Source organism: Flavobacterium tructae (assembly GCF_002217475.1).
Taxonomy (GTDB): domain Bacteria; phylum Bacteroidota; class Bacteroidia; order Flavobacteriales; family Flavobacteriaceae; genus Flavobacterium; species Flavobacterium tructae.
Genome location: NZ_MUHH01000003.1, coordinates 64,349 through 89,417 on the forward strand (window position 1 = coordinate 64,349; position 25,069 = coordinate 89,417).

21 protein-coding genes are annotated in these 25,069 nt (G+C 36.8%); 10 read left to right on the forward strand and 11 right to left on the reverse strand.

What is annotated here, in order from left to right; all coding sequences use genetic code 11:
• Window positions 1-52 precede the first annotated feature (52 nt).
• From tnpA to B0A80_RS00680, 3 genes are all read left to right on the forward strand, one after another.
• Entirely contained in the window at window positions 53-514 is a 462-nt protein-coding gene (tnpA, locus tag B0A80_RS00670; protein WP_089076069.1) for an IS200/IS605 family transposase, read from the forward strand.
• A 529-nt stretch (window positions 515-1,043) separates the two neighbouring features.
• Complete coding sequence (locus B0A80_RS00675; protein WP_089076070.1) at window positions 1,044-1,775, forward strand: hypothetical protein; 732 nt, start codon at window positions 1,044-1,046, stop codon at window positions 1,773-1,775.
• Between the two features lie 71 nt (window positions 1,776-1,846).
• A complete protein-coding gene (locus B0A80_RS00680) occupies window positions 1,847-3,451 on the forward strand; it encodes a fumarate hydratase (RefSeq protein WP_089076071.1) in 1,605 nt (534 codons plus the stop codon).
• A 146-nt stretch (window positions 3,452-3,597) separates the two neighbouring features.
• Here the strand turns inward: B0A80_RS00680 and B0A80_RS00685 are convergent, their stop codons facing one another.
• Window positions 3,598-4,095, reverse strand: a complete 498-nt coding sequence (locus B0A80_RS00685) for a PAS domain-containing protein (protein ID WP_089076072.1) — start codon at window positions 4,093-4,095, stop codon at window positions 3,598-3,600.
• Window positions 4,096-4,194: 99 nt separating this feature from the next.
• Window positions 4,195-5,277, reverse strand: a complete 1,083-nt coding sequence (gene dinB / locus B0A80_RS00690) for a DNA polymerase IV (protein ID WP_089076073.1) — start codon at window positions 5,275-5,277, stop codon at window positions 4,195-4,197.
• A gap of 234 nt (window positions 5,278-5,511) precedes the next feature.
• Here dinB and B0A80_RS00695 point away from each other — a divergent pair, with 234 nt between their 5' ends.
• Entirely contained in the window at window positions 5,512-6,246 is a 735-nt protein-coding gene (locus tag B0A80_RS00695) for a metallophosphoesterase family protein (protein WP_089076074.1), read from the forward strand.
• A gap of 51 nt (window positions 6,247-6,297) precedes the next feature.
• Window positions 6,298-6,828 (forward strand): DUF6646 family protein, encoded by a 531-nt coding sequence (locus tag B0A80_RS00700; protein WP_017495859.1) that lies wholly within the window; start codon window positions 6,298-6,300, stop codon window positions 6,826-6,828.
• 112 nt (window positions 6,829-6,940) lie between these two features.
• On the opposite strand, the gene B0A80_RS00705 is transcribed toward B0A80_RS00700, so the two are convergent.
• The 7 genes from B0A80_RS00705 to B0A80_RS00735 all read right to left on the reverse strand — a co-directional run bounded on the left by B0A80_RS00705 (window position 6,941) and on the right by B0A80_RS00735 (window position 16,899).
• The gene (locus B0A80_RS00705) at window positions 6,941-7,831 is read right to left on the reverse strand and encodes an SAM hydrolase/SAM-dependent halogenase family protein (RefSeq protein ID WP_165769204.1); all 891 of its coding nucleotides are present in this window, start codon (window positions 7,829-7,831) and stop codon (window positions 6,941-6,943) included.
• Between the two features lie 133 nt (window positions 7,832-7,964).
• On the reverse strand, window positions 7,965-10,733 hold the full coding sequence (locus tag B0A80_RS00710) for a M4 family metallopeptidase (protein ID WP_089076075.1): 2,769 nt from the start codon (window positions 10,731-10,733) through the stop codon (window positions 7,965-7,967).
• A gap of 366 nt (window positions 10,734-11,099) precedes the next feature.
• A complete protein-coding gene (locus tag B0A80_RS00715; protein ID WP_089076076.1) occupies window positions 11,100-11,756 on the reverse strand; it encodes a CoA transferase subunit B in 657 nt (218 codons plus the stop codon).
• A gap of 99 nt (window positions 11,757-11,855) precedes the next feature.
• Window positions 11,856-12,557: a CoA transferase subunit A gene (locus tag B0A80_RS00720; protein ID WP_017495855.1), complete on the reverse strand. Its 702-nt coding sequence runs from the start codon at window positions 12,555-12,557 to the stop codon at window positions 11,856-11,858.
• Between the two features lie 218 nt (window positions 12,558-12,775).
• Window positions 12,776-15,082 (reverse strand): penicillin-binding protein 1A, encoded by a 2,307-nt coding sequence (locus B0A80_RS00725; protein WP_089076077.1) that lies wholly within the window; start codon window positions 15,080-15,082, stop codon window positions 12,776-12,778.
• Window positions 15,083-15,092: 10 nt separating this feature from the next.
• The gene (locus tag B0A80_RS00730) at window positions 15,093-15,572 is read right to left on the reverse strand and encodes a gliding motility lipoprotein GldH (RefSeq protein ID WP_017495853.1); all 480 of its coding nucleotides are present in this window, start codon (window positions 15,570-15,572) and stop codon (window positions 15,093-15,095) included.
• Entirely contained in the window at window positions 15,556-16,899 is a 1,344-nt protein-coding gene (locus tag B0A80_RS00735; RefSeq protein ID WP_089076078.1) for a PSP1 domain-containing protein, read from the reverse strand. Before B0A80_RS00735 ends, B0A80_RS00730 begins: the two co-directional genes overlap by 17 nt.
• 311 nt (window positions 16,900-17,210) lie before the next feature.
• On the opposite strand from B0A80_RS00735, the gene B0A80_RS00740 reads away from it, so the two are divergent.
• Both B0A80_RS00740 and B0A80_RS00745 read left to right on the forward strand, forming a co-directional pair.
• Entirely contained in the window at window positions 17,211-18,575 is a 1,365-nt protein-coding gene (locus B0A80_RS00740) for a hypothetical protein (RefSeq protein ID WP_089076079.1), read from the forward strand.
• A gap of 9 nt (window positions 18,576-18,584) precedes the next feature.
• The gene (locus B0A80_RS00745) at window positions 18,585-19,157 is read left to right on the forward strand and encodes a hypothetical protein (protein WP_089076080.1); all 573 of its coding nucleotides are present in this window, start codon (window positions 18,585-18,587) and stop codon (window positions 19,155-19,157) included.
• Between the two features lie 77 nt (window positions 19,158-19,234).
• On the opposite strand, the gene B0A80_RS00750 is transcribed toward B0A80_RS00745, so the two are convergent.
• The gene (locus B0A80_RS00750; RefSeq protein WP_070906302.1) at window positions 19,235-19,465 is read right to left on the reverse strand and encodes a hypothetical protein; all 231 of its coding nucleotides are present in this window, start codon (window positions 19,463-19,465) and stop codon (window positions 19,235-19,237) included.
• 227 nt (window positions 19,466-19,692) lie between these two features.
• Between B0A80_RS00750 and B0A80_RS00755 the strand changes: the two genes are divergently transcribed.
• Together B0A80_RS00755 and B0A80_RS00760 are read left to right on the forward strand one after the other, a co-directional pair.
• Window positions 19,693-21,528: a T9SS type B sorting domain-containing protein gene (locus B0A80_RS00755; protein ID WP_165769205.1), complete on the forward strand. Its 1,836-nt coding sequence runs from the start codon at window positions 19,693-19,695 to the stop codon at window positions 21,526-21,528.
• 103 nt (window positions 21,529-21,631) lie between these two features.
• Window positions 21,632-22,099, forward strand: a complete 468-nt coding sequence (locus tag B0A80_RS00760; protein WP_089076082.1) for a hypothetical protein — start codon at window positions 21,632-21,634, stop codon at window positions 22,097-22,099.
• Window positions 22,100-22,239: 140 nt separating this feature from the next.
• Here B0A80_RS00760 and trhO read toward each other — a convergent pair whose 3' ends face one another.
• Window positions 22,240-23,598 carry an oxygen-dependent tRNA uridine(34) hydroxylase TrhO gene (gene trhO / locus B0A80_RS00765; RefSeq protein ID WP_089076083.1) on the reverse strand — a complete coding sequence of 453 codons (1,359 nt, stop codon included), beginning with the start codon at window positions 23,596-23,598 and terminating at the stop codon, window positions 22,240-22,242.
• A 325-nt stretch (window positions 23,599-23,923) separates the two neighbouring features.
• Here trhO and B0A80_RS00770 point away from each other — a divergent pair, with 325 nt between their 5' ends.
• Window positions 23,924-25,069 carry an efflux RND transporter periplasmic adaptor subunit gene (locus tag B0A80_RS00770; protein WP_089076084.1) on the forward strand — a complete coding sequence of 382 codons (1,146 nt, stop codon included), beginning with the start codon at window positions 23,924-23,926 and terminating at the stop codon, window positions 25,067-25,069.

Genomic DNA, 25,069 nt, shown 5'->3' on the forward strand with positions numbered 1-25,069 from the left:
TAGCGCATAGAAATATTTTGTATTATTGCTTCTATAATACAAAATACGCGAAATGGCAAACACCTATCATCAAGTTTATATACAGGCCGTTTTTGCTGTCAAATACAGAGAAGCACTTATTAATAGCGAATGGAAATCGAAATTTCTAAGCATTCTTGGTCATCTGATAAACGAAACGGGATGCAAAACCATAATTGTAAATGGTACCGAAAATCACGTTCATTGCTTTCTGGCTTTAAAACCAAATGTTTCAATTTCTGAACTAATGAAAACCATAAAAGCAAAATCATCAAAATATATCAATGACCATAAGCTGACAAAATCCAGATTCGAATGGCAGGAAGGTTACGGTGTTTTCTCATACAGCCAATCACATGTTGATGCGGTGTATAAATATATTCAAAATCAGGAAGAACACCACAAAAAGCAATCTTTCAAAGAAGAGTATTTTACATTTTTAGAGAGATTTCAGGTTTCTTACGATGAAAAATATCTATTTAATGATCTTATATGAATCGATCCGATGGATCTTTAAATCCCATTGTCGAATATTTTTTAAACCGGATTAAAATCCGCCCCTACAATATTAGTCGAGCCGAAGGCTCTTTATTTGGATATCCAAATATTTTAAAATGCATTGAAATTCGGCCCTACGATATTAATTGGGCCACAGAACCCTATTTTAACGATTGCAAAATTCCGTAGGAATGGCTTATTTTGTAGCAACGGATTTTAATCCGTTGATCGATAAAACGACCATAATTTAAAAAGTTCCGTAGGAACGAAACATATTACAATGCGATCTTTTACAAAACCTAGAAATATAAACCGATCTGATGGATCTTTAAATCCCCTTGTCGCATATTTTTAAACCGGATTAAAATCCGGCCCTACAATATTAGTCGAGCCGAAGGCTCTTTCTTAAAAATTACAAATTCCGTAGGAATGACCTCTTTTGTAGCAGCGGATTTCAATCCGTTGATCAATAAAAAAACCATATTAAAATAAGAACCATTTACTCAAAGCCTAAAAAATAACAAACCATGAAACCACAATACCTTTTACTTCTATCGTTTGTAATCGCCTGTCAAAAACCAAAATCCGAATCGCAGATAATAAGCATCAATCCTGAAAACAAAGTTGAAAACGCAATTCCCGCTAAAGAAAAATTCTTAAAAACGGATACAATAACTCTTAACGATGAGGGCGAAACCCCAGCAAACAGCTATATTCTTGCACATCTTATCAGCCAAAAGGCAGATAAAGACAGTATCGTAACCGGAAATTACCAACTTGATTTTTACCAAAATAAAACCAAAACTGTTTCTTCAAAAATCTCAATTAAAGGGATCGAAAAAGGTTCAGAATGGGGAGCTTCTCTTGGATTGGCTTCAGCCACGACTAAAAACTCTCCGTTCATTCATATTAGTTTTGGATATCCTGCTTGTGGTTACAATCAGAACAACTATTTATACTATCTGAAAAATAAGACCGTACAATTGGTTCATGAATGGTCAAGCATGTCCGATAGTGGCTGGGGCGGATGGGTTGAATTTGTAAATCCTTCTGCAAAAACGGATCCGGATTCCTTCTACTGCAAAACTGTTTTCTTTGAACCCGATGACAATGACGAGAATATGGGAACTGTTAAATACTCGGATTCAATGGTTTTTCGCTTGATTGGAAATCAGTGGAAAAAGCAGCTGCTTACCAAGGTTGATCAAACCTATTTTGAGAAAAAAATGAGTTTTGATGCTTTCCACAGTCAAAAATAAAGGATAGAAAACGGACCTTATTCAAATTCTTTCTTAGGTAAATAATTTCTAACTTTGTAAAAAACAAAACAATGATTGATTTTATATACCAGGACCCTTATCCTATTTTGAAGGATGATACGCAATACCGCAAAATCACCTCTGATTTTGTAAAAGTAGAGCAATTTGGACAACGTGAAGTTTTGACCGTTGACCCAAAAGGATTAGAATTATTGGCAGAAGAAGCCCTTACCGATGTTTCGTTCATGTTACGAACGACCCATTTACAAAAATTAAGAAACATTCTTGACGATCCTGAAGCTACAGATAACGATCGTTTTGTTGCTTACAACTTATTACAAAATGCATCCGTTGCTGCCGAAGGTCAGTTACCTAGCTGTCAGGATACGGGAACAGCTATTGTAATGGCAAAAAAAGGAGAAAGTATTTTTACAGGTGTTGATGATGCTGAATGGTTAAGCAGAGGAATTTTCAATACGTATCAAAAGCGCAACCTTCGTTATTCTCAAATTGTTCCGATTTCGATGTTTGAAGAGAAAAATTCAGGATCAAATCTTCCGGCACAAATTGATATCTATGCCAAAAAAGGAACTTCTTACGAGTTTTTATTCATGGCAAAAGGTGGTGGATCTGCTAATAAAACCTACTTGTACCAACAAACAAAATCTTTATTAAATGATAAATCGATGGATACTTTCATCCGTACGAAAATTAAAGATTTAGGAACATCGGCTTGTCCGCCTTATCACCTGGCTTTAGTAATTGGAGGAACTTCTGCGGAAGCGAATCTAAGTGCTGTAAAAAAAGCATCTGCGGGTTATTATGACCACCTTCCAACTTCAGGAAATATGGCCGGTCAGGCGTTTCGTGATTTAGAATGGGAAGAGCGTGTTCAGAAAATCTGTCAGGAGAGTGAGATTGGGGCTCAGTTTGGTGGAAAATATTTCACGCATGACGTTCGTGTAATTCGTTTGCCTCGTCACGCAGCTTCTTGTCCGGTTGGATTGGGAGTTTCTTGTTCAGCCGATAGAAATATCAAAGGAAAGATTACCAAAGACGGAATCTTCGTTGAGCAATTAGAAGTAAATCCAAAGCAATTTTTACCGGAAACAGCTCCGCACTTAGAAGCACCTGTTGAAATTGATTTAGATCAGCCAATGACCGATATTCTGGCCAAATTATCTCAATATCCAATTAAAACCCGTTTAAAACTTAACGGAACTGTAATTGTAGCCCGTGATATTGCACATGCCAAAATCATGGAATTATTGGAAGCAGGTAAACCGATGCCGGAATACTTTAAAAATCATCCAGTTTATTACGCCGGGCCTGCAAAAACTCCGGAAGGAATGGCTTCAGGAAGTTTTGGACCGACAACTGCAGGACGTATGGACGTTTATGTAGATGAGTTTCAAAAACATGGAGGCAGTATGGTCATGTTGGCCAAAGGAAACCGTACCAAACAGGTAACAGATGCCTGTCAAAAATATGGCGGATTCTATCTGGGTTCTATTGGAGGTCCTGCTGCTATTTTAGCACAAGACAATATCTTAAAAGTTGAAGTCGTAGATTTCGAAGAATTAGGAATGGAAGCGGTTCGTAAAATTACCGTTAAAGATTTCCCGGCTTTTATTATTACGGATGATAAAGGAAATGATTTTTTTGAAAATTTGTAGACTAAGGTTCTAAGATTCTAAGGTGCTGAGATACTAAGATTCTAAGTCTTTTTAAACAATAAAAAACCGCCTTAGGGCGGTTTTGTTTTTTTACTAAGTATTATCTTTTGCACCTTTGCTTCTCAGCACCTTAGAATCTTAGAACCTTAACCCAATTCTTCACTTTCGAAAGCAATGAAATGAGACAACTGTCCTTTTAAATTAAAAACAGGACGTGCATTGATTTTACATTTATACGTTCTGCCGTCTTTTCTGTAGTTTTCAATTGTTTTTTCAAAAGGAATTCGCTGCTGAATGGCTTCTTTTATTTCTTTAAGCACAACTTTTGAAGTCGCCGGTCCCTGAAACATTTTCGGCGTTTTACCCAAAACTTCTTCTTCCTTATAACCTGTCATTTTTCTGATTCCGTTTGAAGCAAAAATGATCTTCAAATCCAAATCGGTAACCAGGACCACTTCATTTTTTATTCGCTCTTCAATTTCCAGATTTTTGGCGTCCCAGATAAACTGACTCGAAATTTTATTCACTTTCTTTACATCAGTAAGAATCGCTTTTAATTCTTTTAAATGTTCACAATGAAAATCCCAGGCCATAATAGGGACTGAATTACGATGAGAAACTTCTTCAAATTTATTCGTTTTCATTGCGAATGATTCAATGTTAATGGACTCTTTCACTCAAAGATAGAGAGAAAATTCATCACAAAAGGATAAATTATACAATTTAATTATTCCTTAATGCAATTAGAAGGAAAATTTAAGCTGTACTACTACTGCCTTTTTTTCTTCTGCATTTAGATTGTTCAGCGAAATGCCAAGCAATCGAACTGAATCTTTCATCCGTTCCTGATACAGAAGCTCCTCTACAGTCTCTAAAATTAAACTTTTATCAGAAATAAAGTATGGCAACGTTTTACTACGCGTTTGTTGCGTAAAATCGCTGTATTTGATTTTAAGTGTCACGGTCTTGCCCGAGATGTTATATTTTTTTAATCTTTTTTCTAAAGATACCGCAATCTTTTCAAGCTGTTCGAGCATAAAAATTTCAGAGGATAAGTTGACATCGAAGGTGTGCTCTGCCGCAACTGATTTCGTTACACGAGACGCTTTTACTTCACTATTATGAACTCCGCGAACCACATTGTAATAAAAAGCCCCCGACTTTCCGAAATGTTTCTCCAAAAACGCCACTTCTTTGCTCTTAAGATCTGCTCCTGTAAAAATTCCCAATTGGTACATTTTTTCGGTGGTCACTTTTCCAACACCATAAAACTTCCGAATGGGCAGTTCTTCCAAAAAACTTAAAACCTCGTCCGGATTAACCGTTTTCTGTCCATTTGGTTTGTTAACATCCGATGCAATTTTCGCTACAAACTTATTAATCGAAATTCCCGCAGAAGCCGTCAGTCCCACTTCATTCAGAATTCGGAGTCTGATTTCCTGTGCAAGCAAACTTGCGCTTGGGTTGCCTTTTTTATTTTGTGTCACATCAAGATAAGCTTCGTCCAGCGAAAGAGGCTCAACCTGATCGGTGTACTCATGAAATATTTTATGAATTTTATTCGAGATCTCTTTGTAACGATCAAATCGCGGACGAACGAAAATAATTTCCGGACAATATTTTTTGGCCAGAACACCACTTATGGCACTTCGTACACCAAATTTTCGCGCTTCGTAACTTGCAGCCGAGACTACGCCTCTATTCTCTGATCCGCCAACAGCAACAGGTTTTCCACGCAAAGCGGGATTATCCATCTGCTCTACCGAAGCATAAAAAGCATCCATATCAATATGAATGATTTTTCGATATGTTGGGGTTTCGGACATACTACAAATTTAAAGAGGAAAGGCACAAAAAGTATCGAAAATAATCATAAAAATAATCTCTCCAATCACCCCAAGTTCATTCCAAATTTCAAATCTCAAATTCCAAATTCCAAATTTCACATTTCACATTTTACATATAACAATTCAAATCACACCATTTGTAAAGATTCTCAACTTACTAGTCTCAAACGAATCCTTTTCGTTATTTTTGTATTTCTACATTAAAGAATTAAAATGCGAACATTTGTTATAGGCGACATACACGGCGGATTACTCGCGCTTGAACAAGTGATGAAAAAAGCCAAAGTTACTACACAAGATACTCTTATTTTTTTAGGCGATTACGTTGACGGATGGAGCCAATCTCCGCAAGTAATTGAATATTTAATGGACTTAAAAAGTAAGCAAAATTGCATTTGCATCAGAGGAAATCACGATGAACTGCTTTTGTCCTGGTTTAAAAGCAAAACAGAAGATGTTGACGAGACTTTATGGTTCAAACACGGTGGAGAAGCGACTGTTCTGGCTTACGAAAAACTGAGTACGGAAGAAAAACAGACACATATCGCTTTCCTCGAATCATTGGAAGATTATTACCTTGACGATCAAAACCGATTATTTGTTCATGCAGGTTTTACCAATCTGAATGGCGTCAAATATGAATATTTCCCAAAATTATTCTACTGGGACAGAACACTTTGGGAGACAGCTCTTTCGCTAGATCCTAATTTAAAAATCGGTGATGCACTTTATCCTAAGCGTTTTACGTTGTATAAAGAAATCTATATCGGACATACTCCTGTGACCCGAATTGGCAAAACAACACCTGTACAAAAAGCAAACATATGGAACGTCGATACCGGCGCTGCTTTTAAAGGCCCGCTGACCATTCTAGATGTTGACACTAAAGAATTCTGGCAGAGCGAACCGTTAAATGAACTGTATTCTTCTGAAAAAGGCAGGAATTAACTCCTAAAATGGCTATTTTTGCACTTAAAAAAATAATTAAAATTTATATTTATGAAAAAGGTAATTACACTTTTGTTTTTAGTATCATTTGGATTCACACAAGCACAAGAGGCTTTTAAAGGAAAAGGAGACATTAGAGTGAATGTTGGTGCTAACATACAAAATGGTGGTTCCGGAATTCAGGGTTCGGTAGATTTTGGTCTTGGAGAAAATTTCTCTTTTGGATTTGTAGCCAATTATTTATTAGGAGTAGACAACTTTAATGGTTTCTATCATAACAATCCAACGCCATACACTGATTTAAAACCGAAGTTTAGTGATCGTTTTGATGCTAAAGCCAGAATTAATGCTAACCTAAGCAGTGTTATTGGGGTTAAACAATTGGATGTTTATCCTGGTTTAAGTTTAGGGTTGCGTAACTTTGGAGGTCATGTTGGCGGACGTTATTTCTTTACGGACGGATTTGGTGTTTTCACAGAAATTGGATTTCCAATTGCAAAATACGGAAATAACAACGATGTATTTGATCATTTAAACAATCAGGCAACTTTTAGTTTAGGAGCCTCATTCAATTTACAATAAGCGCAACGGATAAGAAAATATAAGTTTTATTTAAAACCGTATTTCCTCTGAAATTGTCCGACAGCAAAATTTATAAAGTCAAAAAAACCGCCTAGTTAGGCGGTTTTTTATTTTATCTGCTTAGCAAAATACTCCAATGGGCTCCGCTAAACACTTTATACTTTTCTGAAAAATTCCCCTGATTGACTGCGAGCGAGAAATTTAAAAGACTGTTGAAGTAACAAACAGCTGTACCAATTGCTGCTTCACCAAATGTATGGACTAATTTCAGTTTTCCTTCGTATACTTTTTTAGCACCATCAAAAATCTGAACTTTCACAATATCTCCTGCTTTCAAATCTAAATTTTCAGCGGTCTTCTTATCGATATTTGTCCATACATTGCCATACTGAATATCCAAAACCGGAATACCTCCTTTAATAACTCCATTTTCTAAAACCGGTTTCTGATAATCAATTTTCACCACTTCATTAGGCAACTTAGCCCCTACTTCTTCAAATGCAATCGTTTTTGAGGCTAATCGTGCTCCGGTAAAAGCATATACATCGCGTCCATGAAAAGTATACGATTCATTTGAGTTTTGTCGACGGTTTTTTACTTCATCAATTTCACGAATTTCCTGAATTCCTAATTGTTCTGCAATTAAAGTTAAGGTTCCGTTGTCGGGAGTCACAAAATAATGTCCTGATTTGGTGCGTAAAACTACAGAATGTCTTGCGGTTCCCACTCCCGGATCACAAACGGATACAAATACAGTTCCTGCGGGATAGTACTGCGCGGTTTGCGACAAGCGATAAGCAGCCTCCCAAATATTAAACGCCGGAATTTCATGCGTCAGATCAAATATCTTCAAATCTGTTGAAACTCCCATTGCCACTCCTTTCATTGCTGATACGGCTCCATCTTTCAACCCAAAATCAGATTGAAAAACCAGCACGTTGTTCTGAGAAAAGCTACTAAAACTAATGGCATACAAAAAAAGCAATAAGTATAATTTCATCATGATCTTTTTTAGGATTACTAAACAAACAAACTTACAAAAAGCGGTCTAACCGTGACATACAAAAATTACATTGGGGAACTCCATAAAAAAACCCCGCAAATTGCGAGGCTTTTCGTTTTTTAAACTAACATTTTTATTTTTTGGCGAATTTCTTAACGATTCTTTTAGTACCATTATTCAACTCGATAACATAAAGTCCTGTTTTTAAAGTTCTCACATCAATCGGATTTCCTGAAAGGGCTCCTGAGCTCACTTGCTGACCCAATGTATTTGTAATTCTGAAAGTATATCCTGTATTATCTGCTAATGAAACATTTAATTCATCAACAACCGGATTTGGATACAATGCAAATCTTGCCGTTTCATTAGTTTCAACTAATCCTGCTGCAATTTCCTGATTTACAATAGCTCCTGAAGCTGTGATATTGATCGAGTAATCTTCTACTTGTCCATAAGAAAAGGACTCACAAGAAGTTGGTATTCCGTTATATTTCATAGAAACTCTAAGTCTTGTTGTACCAAGTGTTGCTGTAGCCGGAATTGTAATAGTTCCTGTAGCTGTAGCCGCTGTAGAGGTTGCTTTCGTCCAAACTGTTTCACCTGCATCAGTAAAATCCCCATCTTGGTTGTAATCGATAAAAACTGCATATCCTTCGCTGTAAACAGTGGAAGTCCAAACTGGAGTAATTGTTATCGTATAAGCTGTTCCTCTGGCAGCATTTGTAGAGATAGCGGTATAGTTTTCATAACCGGTTGTTCCTGTTGAAGTGTTGTTGATGGTACCGAATACTACTTTTCCAATTCTCTCATCTACAGTACTGTTCCCCTGAGAGTTACAGTAGTTTAAAGATGCAGCTGTAGTGGTAACATTTACCACATTACTTGCTGTTGAAACATTTCCTGCTCCGTCTTTGGCTTTTACACTAAAGCTATACGCTGTCAATGCTGTTAAACCTGTTACGGTATAATTGGTTGTAGTAGACGAACCTTTTAGAGTTGTTCCCTGGTAAATATCATACCCCGTAACCCCTACATTATCTGTTGAAGCAGTCCATGTTAAATTAGTTGTTGACCCCGTTGTTCCGGAAGCAGCAAGATTTGTTGGCGCTGTTGGCGCAGTTGTATCATTTGAGTCCACATACGCAGCTCCAACACCTACAGCATAAAATGCATTAGTGGTAGCAATAACTTCCGGTGAACCGGCACCATACAAATCAATAGCCGATTGTATTCCTGAAGTTCTTGCATTGGCAAAAGTAGAATTTGCGGTTAAATACACGCTTTCCAGACGATACGCAATTTTTGCCGCTTTATCAATTGTAATCCCTGTTACGTTATAGGCATTTCCAATATCATTTGTACCTGATTTACCCACAGACAAAATGTAAAACCAATGGTTTAATACACCGGAGTTAGTATGCACACCGCAATAATCGTTACCGCTTGTTGGTGTACAATTTGGATTGATCCAATAGGTTCCGCCATAAGTGTCCGGCTGACCTTCAGAATTTGGATCACTCATTGAGCGCAAAGAAAGGTGCCCTGATCTTCTTTCGATATCTTCACCAATTAACCAGATCGATTTTGTTGGTGCTGCTGCATATTCAATACAGGCTCCCCAAATATCAGAGAACGCCTCGTTCATCGCTCCGGATTCTTTTTGATACGCCAGGTTCGCTGTATAAGTACAAACAGCGTGTCCTATTTCGTGTCCGGCAACATCAATAGCAGTCAGGATATCGAAATAAGTTCCGCTTCCGTCACCGTAAGTCATTACACTACCGTTCCAGTAAGCGTTATCGTACGCATTGCTGTAATGTACGTAGCTTTTTATAATTGCTCCTGCGTTATCAAAGCTGTTTCTGCCATGCACTGTTGACCAGTAATCGTATGTTTTTTCAGCTCCCCAATGTGCATCCAAAGCTCCATTGTCTTTGTTCGCATTGTTATACTCAGCAGCGGTCCAGTTATTATCGGCATCCGTAAAATTTACGGCTGCTGTATAACTGGTTCCCTTTTTCATATTGTAGGTGTTGATTCCCAAACCTCTTGTCGCATCAGCAAGTATATAGGACGCTCCGCTTAAGGTAGTTTGTATTACCTGCGTTCCGCTATAACGTGTCGCGGCATTGGCTGCAACAAAAGCTTTTTTAGTATTTACGTCCTCTTTTTGATTTATTGCTTTGGCGGTTTTTACTTTATTTCCGTGGCTGTATTCACCAAGGTGTTTTATGGTAGCGTTATAAAACAGAACTTTTCCGGTTTCTGCATCGATATAAAGATCTCCGCGGCTTACCGGATTGGTGGCATAAATGTCAAATTTATAAGCCAGTCTCACCTTATCTGACTTTCTGGTTTCACCCTGTTCTTCCATTGCCGGCAATAAAACCAATTCGCCTTTTGGCTTCTCATAGTTCATTGCTGCAGCATCTTGCGGGTTTTCCCACAGGTATTGTTTTGCTCCTGTATAAGCAACCGCTCTGTCGAAAGCCGCTTTACTGGATAATTTTGGGGTTGTTTTTACATTTTGAAGGGCATAAAACTCTCCGTTCATGGAAACTAATTTTCCTTCTTTGGAATGTAGTGTATAATTGGCAAATTCTACTTTAATACCTTGCTCGTACAATTGAAATTTTTCATGTGTAAAACCTTCTCTGTCAGATTCGATCTTAATTTTAGAAAAAGACTGATTGTCTTTTAAACCTAATTGTTCTTTAAAAACAGTGTTGTAATCTGTTCCTCTGTAAGTAGATTTATCACTAAAAGTGATTAAGCTTGGTTGCCCATTTTCGGATACATTTTTCTGACTTACCCGTTTGTCTGTGTTTTGAGCAAATCCTGATACTGAAAATGTAAGAATAACAACGGCTGATGCCATGATTTTTGGTAATTTTCTGTCCATAATAATGTGGTATTTAGTTTGGTTAAATGGATTACAAATAAAATATTAAACGTAAGTAAATACTCTATTTTAACATAAAAGTATTTTATTTATGTTATATAATCGGTGAAATTTGCCGTTAATCGATTAAATACAATCTTTTTTACTTTAAATTTACTTTTATTTAACAAACTGTGATGAATTCACAAAAAACAGGCCCAAAAAATAATTATTCTATTGATAATTAATACATTAACCCAAAAAAGTCAGTAAATACAAGGCTTTTAGAAAAAAACAAACCCGGTGACTTTTCTTTAATTTTTTCCTACAAAAAAGGCCAGCCCGTTTAAAAGCTAGCCTTCATGTGAATTTATCTTAAATACAGAATTATCTTATATCCATTTCCGGAATTTCACCTTCAATGATCAAATCGGCTTCGGTTGATGCGATGATGTGCTCAACAGAAACACCCGGTGCTCTTTCTAGTAGCTTAAACCCTTTATCAGTCACTTCCAGAACCGCAAGCTCGGTGACTACTTTTTTAACGCAGCCTACGCCAGTTAAGGGTAAAGAGCATTTTTTCAGTATTTTCGATTCACCTGCTTTATTAACGTGCATCATGGCAACAATAATGTTTTCGGCAGAAGCTACCAAATCCATTGCACCGCCCATTCCTTTTACCATCTTACCCGGAATTTTCCAATTGGCAATATCACCATTTTCAGAAACCTCCATAGCTCCTAAAATGGTCAAATCTACCTTCTGGCTTCGGATCATCCCAAAACTAAAAGCCGAATCAAAGAAACTGGCTCCCGGAAGTGTTGTGATAGTTTGCTTTCCGGCATTGATAATATCTGCATCTTCTTCTCCGACGAAAGGGAAAGGCCCCATGCCAAGAACACCGTTCTCACTTTGAAACTCCACAGCAATATCTTCTCTCACATAATTTGCTACCAGAGTTGGAATACCAATTCCAAGGTTCACAAAATAGCGGTCTTTTACTTCTTTTGCAATACGTCTTGCAATATCTTCTTTTGTCAACATAGTTCTAATGTGTCAATTTGGAAATTAGATAATTAGATAATGTAAAAAATTTACGCAATCCAAATAATTATCTAATTATCATATTTTCTAATTCTCTAATTATGCTCGTTGTCTTACCGTTCTCTGCTCGATTCTTTTCTCAAACTTTTCTCCCTGAAAGATACGCTGCACCATAATTCCCGGAATGTGTATTTGATTTGGATCTAATGTTCCTACCGGAACTAATTCTTCCACTTCGGCGATGGTAATTTTACCCGCACCTGCCATACAAGCGTTGAAATTTCTGGCTGTTCCTTTAAAAATCAGGTTTCCTGCTTCGTCACCTTTCCAGGCTTTAACAATAGCAAACTCCGCTTTGAAAGCTTGTTCCATGATGTGCATCTTTCCATTGAACTCACGTACTTCTTTGCCTTCGGCAACTTCAGTTCCGTAACCTGCAGGTGTAAAGAACGCGGGAATTCCGGCTTGAGCTGCACGACAGCGTTCGGCTAAAGTACCTTGCGGAGTCAATTCGACTTCCAGTTCTCCTGAAAGCATCTGACGTTCAAACTCGGCATTCTCCCCCACATAAGAGGAAATCATTTTTTTAATTTGCTTCTTTTGCAACAGCAATCCCAAACCAAAATCATCCACTCCCGCATTATTCGAAATACAGGTTAAATCTGAAATGGAAGTATTTACCAGTGCTGCAATTGTATTTTCAGGAATTCCGCATAAACCGAAACCTCCGAACATTATAGTCATTCCACTTTCAATTCCTTCGATAGCTTCCTGAACGTTATTTACTTTTTTTGTAATCATAACAAACTGTCTTTATTACTGTATATTTTTGATAAAAATAAGATTTTTAGATTAAATTATAACGATTTCGTAAAAAATAAAATAACCGATTTTATTCTTTGAAAACGAACTGCTCACATACCTGTTGAGTGACAGACTACATCATTATAAAAAGAAATCCTTTTGTATTCTTCCTGTAGAAGATCACAAAAGGATTTATTATTCTATGAGAATCAAACCTACAGTTCGAATTCGTCTGTATTTTGGTCAGTCTGTGTCGTATCTTTTACCACTGCCGGTCTGCTGTAGCAATCTACCTTTATAGAAAGGTTTGCCGGACGCTCGAACTCGGATTTTGAGACCTGTAATCCCGGGTCGGCATAACATAATTTCATGAAATACCCCCAAATTGGTAAGGCCGCTGTAGCTCCTTGTCCGTAAGTCAAACTTTTAAAACGTGCTGAACGGTCTTCACAACCTACCCAGACACCGGTTACGAGATTTGGTACCATCCCCATAAACCAACCGTCTGATTGATTTTGAGTGGTTCCGGTTTTACCTGCAATCGGGTTTCTGAACATGTACGGGTATCCAGTCCAACGATTGTCACCGCTTCCTCCGCCTTCTGTACGCAAACGTGCACCTGAACCTGTTTCGGTAACTCCTTCTAATAATTTAATTACTGCAAAGGCAATATCTTTGTTTAAAACGTCATGAGATTCCGGAATTGGCTCATAGATCACCTCACCGCTTTTGTTCTCTATACGGCTTAAAAACTGCGGTTTTACATATACTCCCTGATTGGCAAATGTACTGTAGGCAGCCACCATATCTTCAACCGTAATATCTACAGCACCAAGTGCAATAGAAGGCTGGGCAGGGATTTCGGTTTTTACACCTAATTTGTGTGTTAACTCTACTACAGCTTCAGGACCTGTTCTGTCGATTAACTTAGCCGATACGGTATTAATCGAATTGGCAAGACCTTGTTTTAAAGTTACCATTCCGCGGTATCTGTTATCAGAGTTTCTTGGTTCCCAGTCAGCAGTAACATTGTGACGTCCTTTGTGAATCATAAAAGGTCCGTCCAAGATAGAATCGCAAGGAGACATGTTTAATTGCTCAATAGCGGTGGCATACACAAACGGTTTGAATGTAGATCCTACCTGTCTTGCTCCCTGCCCTACGTGGTCGTATTGGAAATATTTATAATTAATTCCACCTACCCATGCTTTAATGTTTCCGGTTTGAGGTTCCATCGCCATTAAACCAGATTGCAGGAAGTGTTTGAAATAACGAATAGAATCAAGTGGTGTCATCACGGTATCACGTTCTCCTTTCCAGGTGAATACACGCATTTTGGTCTTCACTTTAAATGACGCAATAATGTCTTCATCACTTTTATCCATTTCTTTCATAAGAGCCCAACGCGTCGAATTTTTCATCGCCTGCATCATGATACGGTCTGTTTCAGCTTGAGTAATGTTCAGGAAGGGTGCATTTTTATTGGTTTTCATTTCAATAAAAAACTGTTCCTGCATATTTTTCATGTGTTCCGAAACGGCCTCTTCTGCATGCAATTGCATTCTTGAATCGATGGTGGTATAGATCTTTAAACCGTCTTTGTAAATATCGTAATCGGAACCGTCCGGTTTTTTATTCTCAGCCACCCATTTTTTCATGTAATCACGAAGGTACTCTCTAAAGTAAGTAGCCGTTCCTTCGCGGTGACTTTCTAATTTGAATTTTAAAGCGATTGGCAATGCCTGTAATCTCAATTTCTCAGCTGTAGTAATCATTTTTGCTTTTTCCATTTGAGAAAGCACTACGTTACGACGATTTTTTACCCCTTCCGGATTACGAACCGGATTGTATAATCCTGAGTTTTTGAACATTCCGACTAAAATTGCCGATTCATCCATGGTTAAATCTTTCGGATCTTTAGAGAAATAGGTTTGTGCTGCAGAACTTACTCCAACAGAATAATTTCCGAAGTCATAAACATTACAATACATGGCCAAAATTTCATTTTTGGTATACTGTCGCTCCAGACGAATGGCAATAATCCATTCTTTTATTTTTTGTACAATTCTAAAAGGAAGGAACTTAGACCCTTCTCCATGAAATAACTGTTTGGCCAATTGCTGCGTTAATGTACTAGCTCCACCATTGGTTCCTAAACTAAAAACGGCTCTTAAAGTTCCGCGTCCGTCAATTCCGGAATGCTCATAAAAACGAGCATCTTCGGTAGCCACCAAAGCTTCTACCAGACTTTTTGGCAAGTCTGAGTATTTAAGCTGTGATCTGTTGGTTTTGAAGTATTTACCAATCACCACTCCGTCAGACGAAATGATTTCGGTGGCCAAATTAGAATCCGGATTCTCCAAATCTTCAAAAGAAGGCATTGAACCGAATAATCCCCATGAGGCAAATAAAAAGAAGGCAAGAACTCCTAATAAACTATAGGCAAAAATTCTCCAGAACTTCTTTTTGTAGTAATTAATATCTTTAACGCTATTGGATTGATTGTTTTTCTTAGCAGCCATAACTATTTTTCTAATCTTTTTGTTCTATTCTAAAACCAACATCTGTAATACCTTCTAAAGTCTGAACTCCCGGAATTTTACCTGATTCTCTGACTGCTTGTTTGATATGTACTTTGTATTTTCCTCTAAACTTTACGTTTTCTTTGTAAAACAGTTTACTTTCTTTAATGTCTGTAAAGCCATTCCCCATCAGGCTACCGTCGGGATTTGCCATTTGATATTCTAAAGTATCCACTTTGGTAAAACCGCTTGGTGTTTCGATAGCTACAATCAAAAACAAATTATTGAACGGATAATTGTTGTTGTCTCTCAAATTTACAAACAGGTTGTATCTTTTGGTAGAATCTAAAACCGGCAGATCAAAGGTTACAATACTGTCTTTGTTCCAGGCACTTCCAACAGATTTGTATTCGTCAAATACTCTTTTTTTATCGCACGAAAAAAGAAGTATTGCTGACAAAAGAAGAATTCCACTACTTTTTATTCTCATTTTTAGTAATAATTATAGGTTTTCTTGGCTCGGCTGGCTTTTTATCGTTCGAATTTTTGGGCTTGTTCGATTGATTCTGTTTGTTGTGTGGTTTATTCGATTTATTCGGATTGCCACCAGCCGGTTTGTTTGTATTATTATTATTATTATTGGCTTGCTGCGGTTTGTTCGGAGCGGCCACAACTGCATTCTCAGCATTTGGTTTGCGTTTACGACTTGGCTTTTTCTTTCTTTTTGGCTGATCGAAACGGGTTAAACTCTCCTGCCCCATTGCATTGTTAAAGTCTTTCTCAGGTTCAGAAGTTACCTCAATAGCAAAATCTTCCAGTGAAGAAACTTTGTTTTTTTGTTTGTTTTCGGCAATAATTTCTTTTACCTGATCGATTTTTAAAACATGCCAGTTCGCAAAATTATTGGTATAGGCGAACCACATCAGGCCTTTAAAAATATCTTGTTTCTGGCAAATAGCATCTCCTTTTTCGGTTACCAATTTGGTATCGTAATCCGGAAAGTCTTTTAGCGCATCCATGTAAGTATCTAACTCATAGTTCAGACAGCATTTTAGTTTTCCGCATTGTCCTGCCAACTTTTGAGGATTCAGTGAAAGCTGTTGGTAACGTGCGGCCGAAGTATTCACACTTCTAAAATCGGTTAACCAGGTTGAACAGCAGAGTTCACGTCCGCAAGAACCAATTCCTCCCAAACGGGCTGCCTCCTGACGGAAACCAACCTGTTTCATTTCGACTCTGGTACTGAATTCTTTAGCAAAATCTTTAATTAAAAGTCTGAAATCGACTCTGTCATTTGCGGTGTAATAAAATGTAGCTTTCGACCCGTCTCCCTGAAATTCAATATCAGAAATTTTCATTTCCAGTTTATGCTGAATGGCCAATTCACGTGCACGAACTTTCATTGGTTCTTCACGATCACGTGCTACAGACCAGATATCAATATCTTTCTGAGACGCTTTTCTGTAAATTTTAGGAACTTCATTACTTTCAGGATTTACTCCTTTTTTCTTCATTTGAATTTTTACCAATTCACCTGTCAGAGTAACAATTCCAATATCATGTCCCGGTGAAGCAACAGTTGCTACAATATCACCAATACTTAACGTTAATTTTTCTGAATTTCTAAAGAATTCCTTGCGTCCATTTTTAAAACGAACCTCAACACAATCAAAAATCGCCTCTCCATTGGACGGACTCATGTTTGCGAGCCAATCAAAAACCGTCAATTTATTGCAGCTATCGGTGCCGCAAGTCCCATTATTTTTACAACCTTTTGGTGCGCCACCATCTGAGGTTGAACAACTTGTACATGCCATAATTATATATGTAGTGTCGCAAAAACGCGACTTAAGTTCATAAACGTTTGATCGGTAAAGATAGTATTTTTTTTAGTTTGCTTTTTATCCATTAAAACTAAAGGGATGTTAAATGAACAAATGTCTCATTTTTAATCAAAAACGCATTTTTTGGTCTCTTAAATCCATCTTTTCTAACTCATCCTATGTCGTTTTTAGAGGCTTTTCCGTACAATTTTATTCTTTAAATATCAAATCATATATTTTTTCTTATAAAAAATCTTCTAAATATTTTTGCTCTAAATTTATTCAGTTTTAATAAAAATAACCTCATGAAAAAACACCTTTACAATCTGTTAACGATTGTTCTATTATGCTTACTAATCTTCAGTTGTTCTTCTGAAAATGATTACACCAGTATTGAAAAACAGGAATCAGCATTACTTATCCGCTCAAAAGAATGGTTAAGTTCAAAACACACTATCAGTGAAAAAGATGTACTTTGGAACTCCGCTACCCTTTATCAGCAAAGCACCGAAACTTCTTTTGTTGCTATTATTCCAGTAAAATCTTCCAACTCTTTTCTTTTGCAAAAAATTATTCTGGAAATCAATGATTATAATATTACGGGAAAATTATGGAGCTTTGATTTTAAAGACTCTCAAGAAATAGAGGATCTGCAAAAAATAGCCACACACAAAATATTGGAATCGTTTACCGGTGAAGTAAGAATTACTAACTTAGAGACCATGGAAACGAGAAAGGATAGTTATAAACAAGGGATAGCCAATGGTAATAATCTTTTTTCGAAATCAAGTGGAGCGGGTGTTTGCAATAACTGCCATGGAGATGAAGGCGCGATCAAACTAAACGAAGTAGTTGTAACTGGTCCCGGCGGTAATCCCTGGCCTAATCCTATTACAAATCCTGTAAATCCTCCAATAGTACCAATTGGTGGTGGTTCTAGTGGCGGATCGGCAAATTGGAATAGAGTGGAACAAATTAAAGATAACAATCTGGACCCTTGCGGAAAATCAGCTCTTGAAAAACTAAAAAATTTAAAACAAAATGACATTACCAAGATGTTACAACGTTTTGGAGGTCCAATCTCTCCTTATGATGTTACTATGCAAAAAGGACCGGTATTAGGAGGCCCATCTGTTTTTGGGCAAACCATCAAATTGTCTGATAACAATTATCAAATTACAATTAATCAAGATTATCTAAATGGAGTTATAGATTCAGAACCAAACTCACCTCCAACAGATTTATCGGTAGCAACAACACTCATTCACGAAATAATACATGCTTATTTTTTAAGTATTATCGATCAACAAAAATCAACCGGAAATTCTTCGTTATCCGATTTTCCAACTTTATTTGAAGCTTATGTACGAAGCACTAATCCCGGATCTCCGACAAATGACATGGCTGATGCACATCATGCTGAAATTGCAAATCGCTATGTTGACATAATGGCTTCTGCCTTACAGGAATTTAACACCGGAACACCTGTTGCCTCAGGCGCAGCTCAACAAATGTACAAAGACTTAGCATGGAGTAGCTTGCAAGGCACTCCAATTTATAACGCTAAACTATCAGCTGCTGATAAGGACAGAATTGCGCAACGTAAAACGGTAGAAGCCAGAAACAAATCCAGAGGAAACCAAAATCCCGAAGGAAAACCATGTAATTAGAAGACAATTATGAAAAGAAAGATCTTAATTTTAATAGTATTTCAGGCATTACTACTTTCATGCTCCTCTATTAACCATAACAGGTACGAATCAATTAATACTTTCCTTAAAACAAAAATTACAAATAATGAAAGCATAATTATCATAAAAGAAAAAGCAGATCTTCGCAATGCTTTACGCATATTTTATGGTGGGGACAAAACTGCTGAAGTCCAGGAAAACAACAGAAGTTCGTTATTTGATCAAAAAAGTTATGACATTATGCTTGAAACTTATTCCAATGACACAATTAAAAAATACTGGAAACCAAAAGATTTTCCTGGATTTGATTTTATTTTTGAAAATAGATTGGGAATGTGGAACACAAAATTTCTGGATAAATATGAAAATAAACCAGGACTTGTGTTCTCAATATCTGACCCTGTTTTTTATAAAAACAAAAAATATGTTTTGTTTCACTTTTCGCGTGGATCAACTGGTGATATAGAAGGTCTAATTCATGAAAACAAAACTATAATCATGCAGAAAGTGAAAGGAAAATGGCAAATTGTCGATGAAGTTTCAGATTATATATACCATTAGTCACTTTAACGCATTAAAAAGTTCTGTTATTACCAATGTAAGTAACAGAACTTTTTTAATGTTGGCTTTAAGCCTCTTTAATTTTTTACAATTTTATTTATTTCATCAGACAAACGAATACAAAGAAGAACTTCAGAGGTTTGTTTGATATCATTACAGCTCTCCCCTTCCTGCTGAAAAACTTTCCCTAAAATATTATACCTGAGAGTATTTAGATTTTTAAAATATCCTACTTCACTCCCGTAGTCATTTCTAAAATTGACTGCTGTAGCATTCGGAACATCCAAAGTTTCATTGAACTCTTCCACCTATTACTTCGAGTTTACCAAGTATTGATTGTACACCAAATCTACGCTTGAGTCTTAATAATTTTGAATAGATTTTCACTAGTCGTTCAATCTTAAAAATGCAGGGATAGTAAAACGTAACCGTTTGTACTCCAGAATCTGTAAACCTTTTTCGCTTTGTTATAAAGCTTTAGCAATAAGCAAAAAAAGAACATTTTACTCCCTTCCAATTCACTCTTATGGTAAAAATGTCTTTTTATACAGCTATCAGCGGATTCCATATACTAAACCAAAAAACGGATTCAAAGAAGAAGGTTAATTTCACAAAAACGTTTGTAGTCTTTACTCTAATTATGCTGTCTTCTTTAGCAAATGGTCAATGTACGGTTGAAACCATAAACGCAGATTTTGAATACCCTGCTTTTGCTCAAGGTCTTGAATTTATCAACCAAAACCAACTTCCAGCTTCTTTGCTTGGTTGGAGAACAACAGCTACTGATGACATCATAGAGTTTTGGGCTAATGGCAATGAGGGGAAATACGCATACAGTGGAAGACAATTTGTAGAACTTAACGCCTATCAGTTTTCAGGTTTGTATCAAGACTATGATACCTCAACCACAACATACTTTAATTACTCGTTTGCTCATATGGGTAGACGTGGTGTTGATAAAATGGCACTAAAAGCAGGCCCTCCCGGAGGTCCTTATACTACTATTATGACAGCCTCAACAGGTACGGCATGGAAATTATACACCGGCACTTATCAGATTCCAAAAGGTCTCACCAAAATCCGTTTTATTTTCGAAGCGATATCAACTTCAACCGGAGACCCAACAGTTGGTAATTTTCTGGATGCTGTAAATTTCACCGCCTCTATTGCTCCTCCCTCAGCAACTGACCAAACAATATGTAACGGAACAGCTACCACACTTACAGCAACTGGAATTCCTAATGCAATTTTCTACTGGTATGATGCTACAGGAACAAATCTGCTTTATGAAGGACCGGTATTTACAACTCCTATCCTTACAACTGATACAAGTTATAAGCTGAAAGTAAAAGATACTATTTCTAATTGTGAAAGCAATTTTGTAAACGTTACTGTCAAAATAGACAATCTGGCAAATCCACTAACTTTAACGCTAACAGGAAATGACCAAAACGAGATCATAGCAAACGCAAGTGGAGGAAAACCAGCATATCAATATTCCATAAACGGAGGCTCTAGTGGACCCTCCAACAAATTCACCATTGATAAATCCGGCACGTATACGGCTACGGTTACAGATGCAAATGGATGCAGTACGACCGTTACAAAGTATTTTGAATACATTCCTAAAAAAGACATTGCAATTCCAGTTGCACCTGGCACGACAATATGTTATAAAACAACCGCTACCCTTACCGCTACAGGAGTTCCTAATGCAACTTTTTACTGGTACGATACTACCGGGACAAATCTACTTTATGAAGGTTCTGTATTCACAACTCCTGTCCTGACCGCTGACACAACTTATAAGCTTAAGCAAAAGGATAGTGTTTCTAATACAGAAAGCGACTTTCTGAATGTTGAAGTAAAAATAAGTAACCTGACAAATCCACTAACTTTAACCTTAACAGAAGGCGAACAAAATGAAATTGTAGCTAAAGCAAGTGGAGGAACTTCAAAATATGAATATTCCCTAAATGGAAGCTCCAGTGGTCAATCCAACAGATTTATCATTACCGAATCCGGCCTCTATACCGTTACCGTTACCGATGAAAATGGATGTACTGCCTCCACTTCGAAATATTTTGAATACGCTATTAAAAACGACATTTGCATCCTCAATTATTTCACCCCAAACGGTGACGGCATAAACGACGAATGGGCTCCGGGCTGCTTAGGCAACAACAAAAACCTAACCTATACTATTTTTGACCGATACGGGCGCACCATTACAACCAATAATTACGATCAAAAATGGGACGGAAGATACAATGGTGCTGAACTGCCTTCCGGTGATTATTGGTACGAAATAATTCTAAATACCCCAAAAGACAATAGAAGACTTCGTGGTCATTTTACTCTTTACCGATAAATACCAAGGAGAAGAAAACGATGTTATCAGAACTCATTTTCCAATGAATACAATTACAATAGAAATAAAATCATTTAATTTTTAAACCATAAAAAAGTATCTAATGATTCACCTGTTAACAGATATAGAGGTAAAAAAGAATAAGGCTCTTATTTATAAATTCCTTCTTAATCTTGACAAGGAAAAATATTGCCAATGGCACCCGGCACACAAGGAATTTGCAGTGATTAAAAGAACAGAGAAAGAACTTGGAAGTATTCTTTATTTCAAAGAAATTGTTGATGAAACAACAGTAAATTACAAATGGCGCATAATTGAACTAACTGAAAATAAGTTGATAAAAATGAAAGCTTTGTATTTCTATCCTATCTATCTTACTATAGCTTTAGAAAGCATTTCTCAAAACAAGACTATTGTTCATCATTATTTAGAGATTGGCTATAGTATTAAATTTTTAAATTTAATCATTGATTGGGCTGTTGGCCATTCTTTGTTCTCCCTAAAAAAAAGAAAATCACAACAACTACACGCTATTGAGGAATATACGAATTTGGAAAACTTGCTAAATTGATATCTTATTATATTAAACTTGTAGACACCGATTAATCAAAATTTAAAAACCCTATTTTGTTTATTACACAAAATAGGGTTTTGTTATTCTAAAAAACGACAATTTAAATCTGCTTTAATTTTACAGATATTTATTTACCGCTAGTTTATAATTTTATATAATTTATCAGACAATCTGATTCTGAAAGGAACTTCAAAAGTAACTTTATCACCAATTTTAGCCGTTGAAGTTTCGGCTCCGTTCACAATCAGTCTTTCTAAAACCAATTCCTGATTACCGGTTGTTGGTCCTGAAATTAAGATTTTGTCACCACTGTTTAACTCTTGGTTTTCAATGGTAAACTGTGCCACCTGTGCTTTTACATAATAATGTTCTGCTTTTCCAAGAAGTACTTTTTTTACTTTTACTTTCTGACGAATATCAACAGGTTTTTCTGCTGCGGCCAAAGCTGTATTGGGTAAATCGCCTGAATGTTTGAATTTCAAATTTTCCGATTTTCCTTTTCTGAAAACTTTGTTTCCAACTTGCTTTCCGGTTCTCAATCGAACCTGATCTACTAAAGGCATGTGGATAATTTCCAGACATTCTGTTGAACAACAGTTTTCCATTGCCGATTTACATTCATCACACTGAATAAACAATAAATGACAGCCATCGTTTTCACAATTGGTATGATTGTCACAAGGTTTTCCACATTGGTGACATTGCGAAATAATATCTTCTGTAATTCTTTCCCCTAAACGATTATCAAACACAAAGTTTTTTCCGATGAATTTACTTTCCAGACCTTCTTCCTCAATTTGTTTGGCGTAATTAATGATACCGCCTTCTAATTGATAGACATTTTTAAAACCCTGGTGCTTAAAATAGGCACTTGCTTTTTCGCAACGAATTCCTCCGGTGCAATACATCACAAGGTTTTTATCTTCTTTATGATTTTGAAGCTGTTCGTTGATGATTGGTAAACTTTCTCTAAAAGTTTCAACATCGGGAGTAATTGCATTTTTAAAGTGCCCTACTTCACTCTCGTAGTGATTTCTAAAATCAACCACAATTGTATCAGGATCGTCAAGAATGGCATTAAATTCTTTGGCTTTCAGGTGAACGCCAATATTGGTTACATCAAAAGTTTCGTCATTCAAACCATCAGCAACAATCTTGTGTCGAACTTTGATCGTTAGTTTTAAAAAGGAATGATCATCATGTTCTACGGCTTCATTCAAACGAATGCCTTTCATGAAATCGTATACTTCCAGAGTTTCTCTAAAAGCCTCCAAATTTTCGGCAGGAATACTCATTTGAGCATTAATACCTTCGTTAGCCACATAAATTCGGCCTAAAGCATCAAGCTTGTTCCAGGCAATAAATAAATCGTCGCGAAATTTTTTGGGATCTTCAATTTTGGCATACGCATAGAAAGACAACGTTAGTCGTTGTTTACCGGCATCATCGATCATGATGGCTCTTTCTTCTGCGCTCAAAGTGTTATACAGTTGCATGCTATAAACAGTTTTAAGTTAAGAATAAGTTTGATTTTTAAAATCTGGTGCAAAAGTACCATTTATTTTTAGATTAAAAATTCTATTAACATTTCATCTCATTTTTTCATCTCACAAAAAAGCCCCAAATTTATAGATGCTTGTTATTTTATCATTCAAAAGTCCGTCCTGTTTCTGCAAAAGGTTAATTCAAATACCGTTGTAACTAAACAGAACAGTTGCGGAAATTCTTTTTTTACTTTTTGCCAAAAAAATGTTAACTTAGCAATGCACATATTTGGTTTCTAGTTAGTTGAATATTAATACATCTTAATATAAATTAAAAATGAACAAATTTTATCCTTCTGCAATCCTACTCCTTTTCTTTCTTTCAGCCTGTAAAAAAGAAACTCCGCCACCACCCAAACCTCTTGAAATTTCAGTTCTTACTGTTTTAAATCAGGATGTAAATGTAGAATCGGAATACACCGGACAGACCTATGGTCAATCAGACATTCAGATAAATCCTCGTGTTGACGGTATTATTATGAGTCAAAATTTTAAAGAAGGTGGTTTTGTTACCAAAGGACAATTATTGTACACTATTGACCCACTTCCTTATAAAACCAAAATGGACGAAGCTGCAGGGGCACTAGCAGAATCGCAAGCCGGTTTTGCAAAAACCAAAGCCGATTTAGACATGATAGCGCCATTAGCAAAGATAAATGCTGTTAGTCAAAGAGAGTTAATTTCGGCTAAATCAGCCTACAGTGCATCTCAGGCAAAAATTAAAGCGTCTCAGGCTTCTCTAGAAAATTCAAAAATCGAACTGGGCTATTGCCGTATTATCGCACCAATTTCAGGTTTAATCGGAATATCAAAAGTAAGAGTAGGCGATTATGTGAGACCTGGTGCGGCATCAGTTCTAAATACAATCTCCGATTTAGGTGATGTCAGGGTTCGATTTACCATGAGCGAACAGGAATTTCTTCGTTTATTTAGAGAATTCAACAAACCTAATTCTTCTTTAAAAGGTTCCGGCGCTGTGGTTTCTCTAAAATTATCCGACGGTTCGACTTATCCTGAAACGGGTAAAGTCAGTTTCGCCGACAGACAGATTGATCCCTCTACGGGCGCGATAACATTTGAAGCGGCATTTTCAAATCCTGACAAATTATTACGTCCGGGACAATATGTAAAAATCGGATTGCTTACAGACATTCGTAAAGATGCGATCGTGATTCCGCAACGTGCTGTTATTGAAGTACAGGGTATTTATCAGGTTTATGTATTAGGCAAAGACAATAAAGTCAACATGCAAATCGTAAAACCCGGTCCGGCTGTAAAAGATGGTTACGTAATAGAAGACGGCTTAAAACCTGGAGACAAAATAGCCATGGGAGGTACTTCATTATTAAAAAATGGAAGTCCTATTACTCCAAAGGTAGTTCAATGGCAATTGGGTCAGACACAAGCTGCGGCAACTAAATAA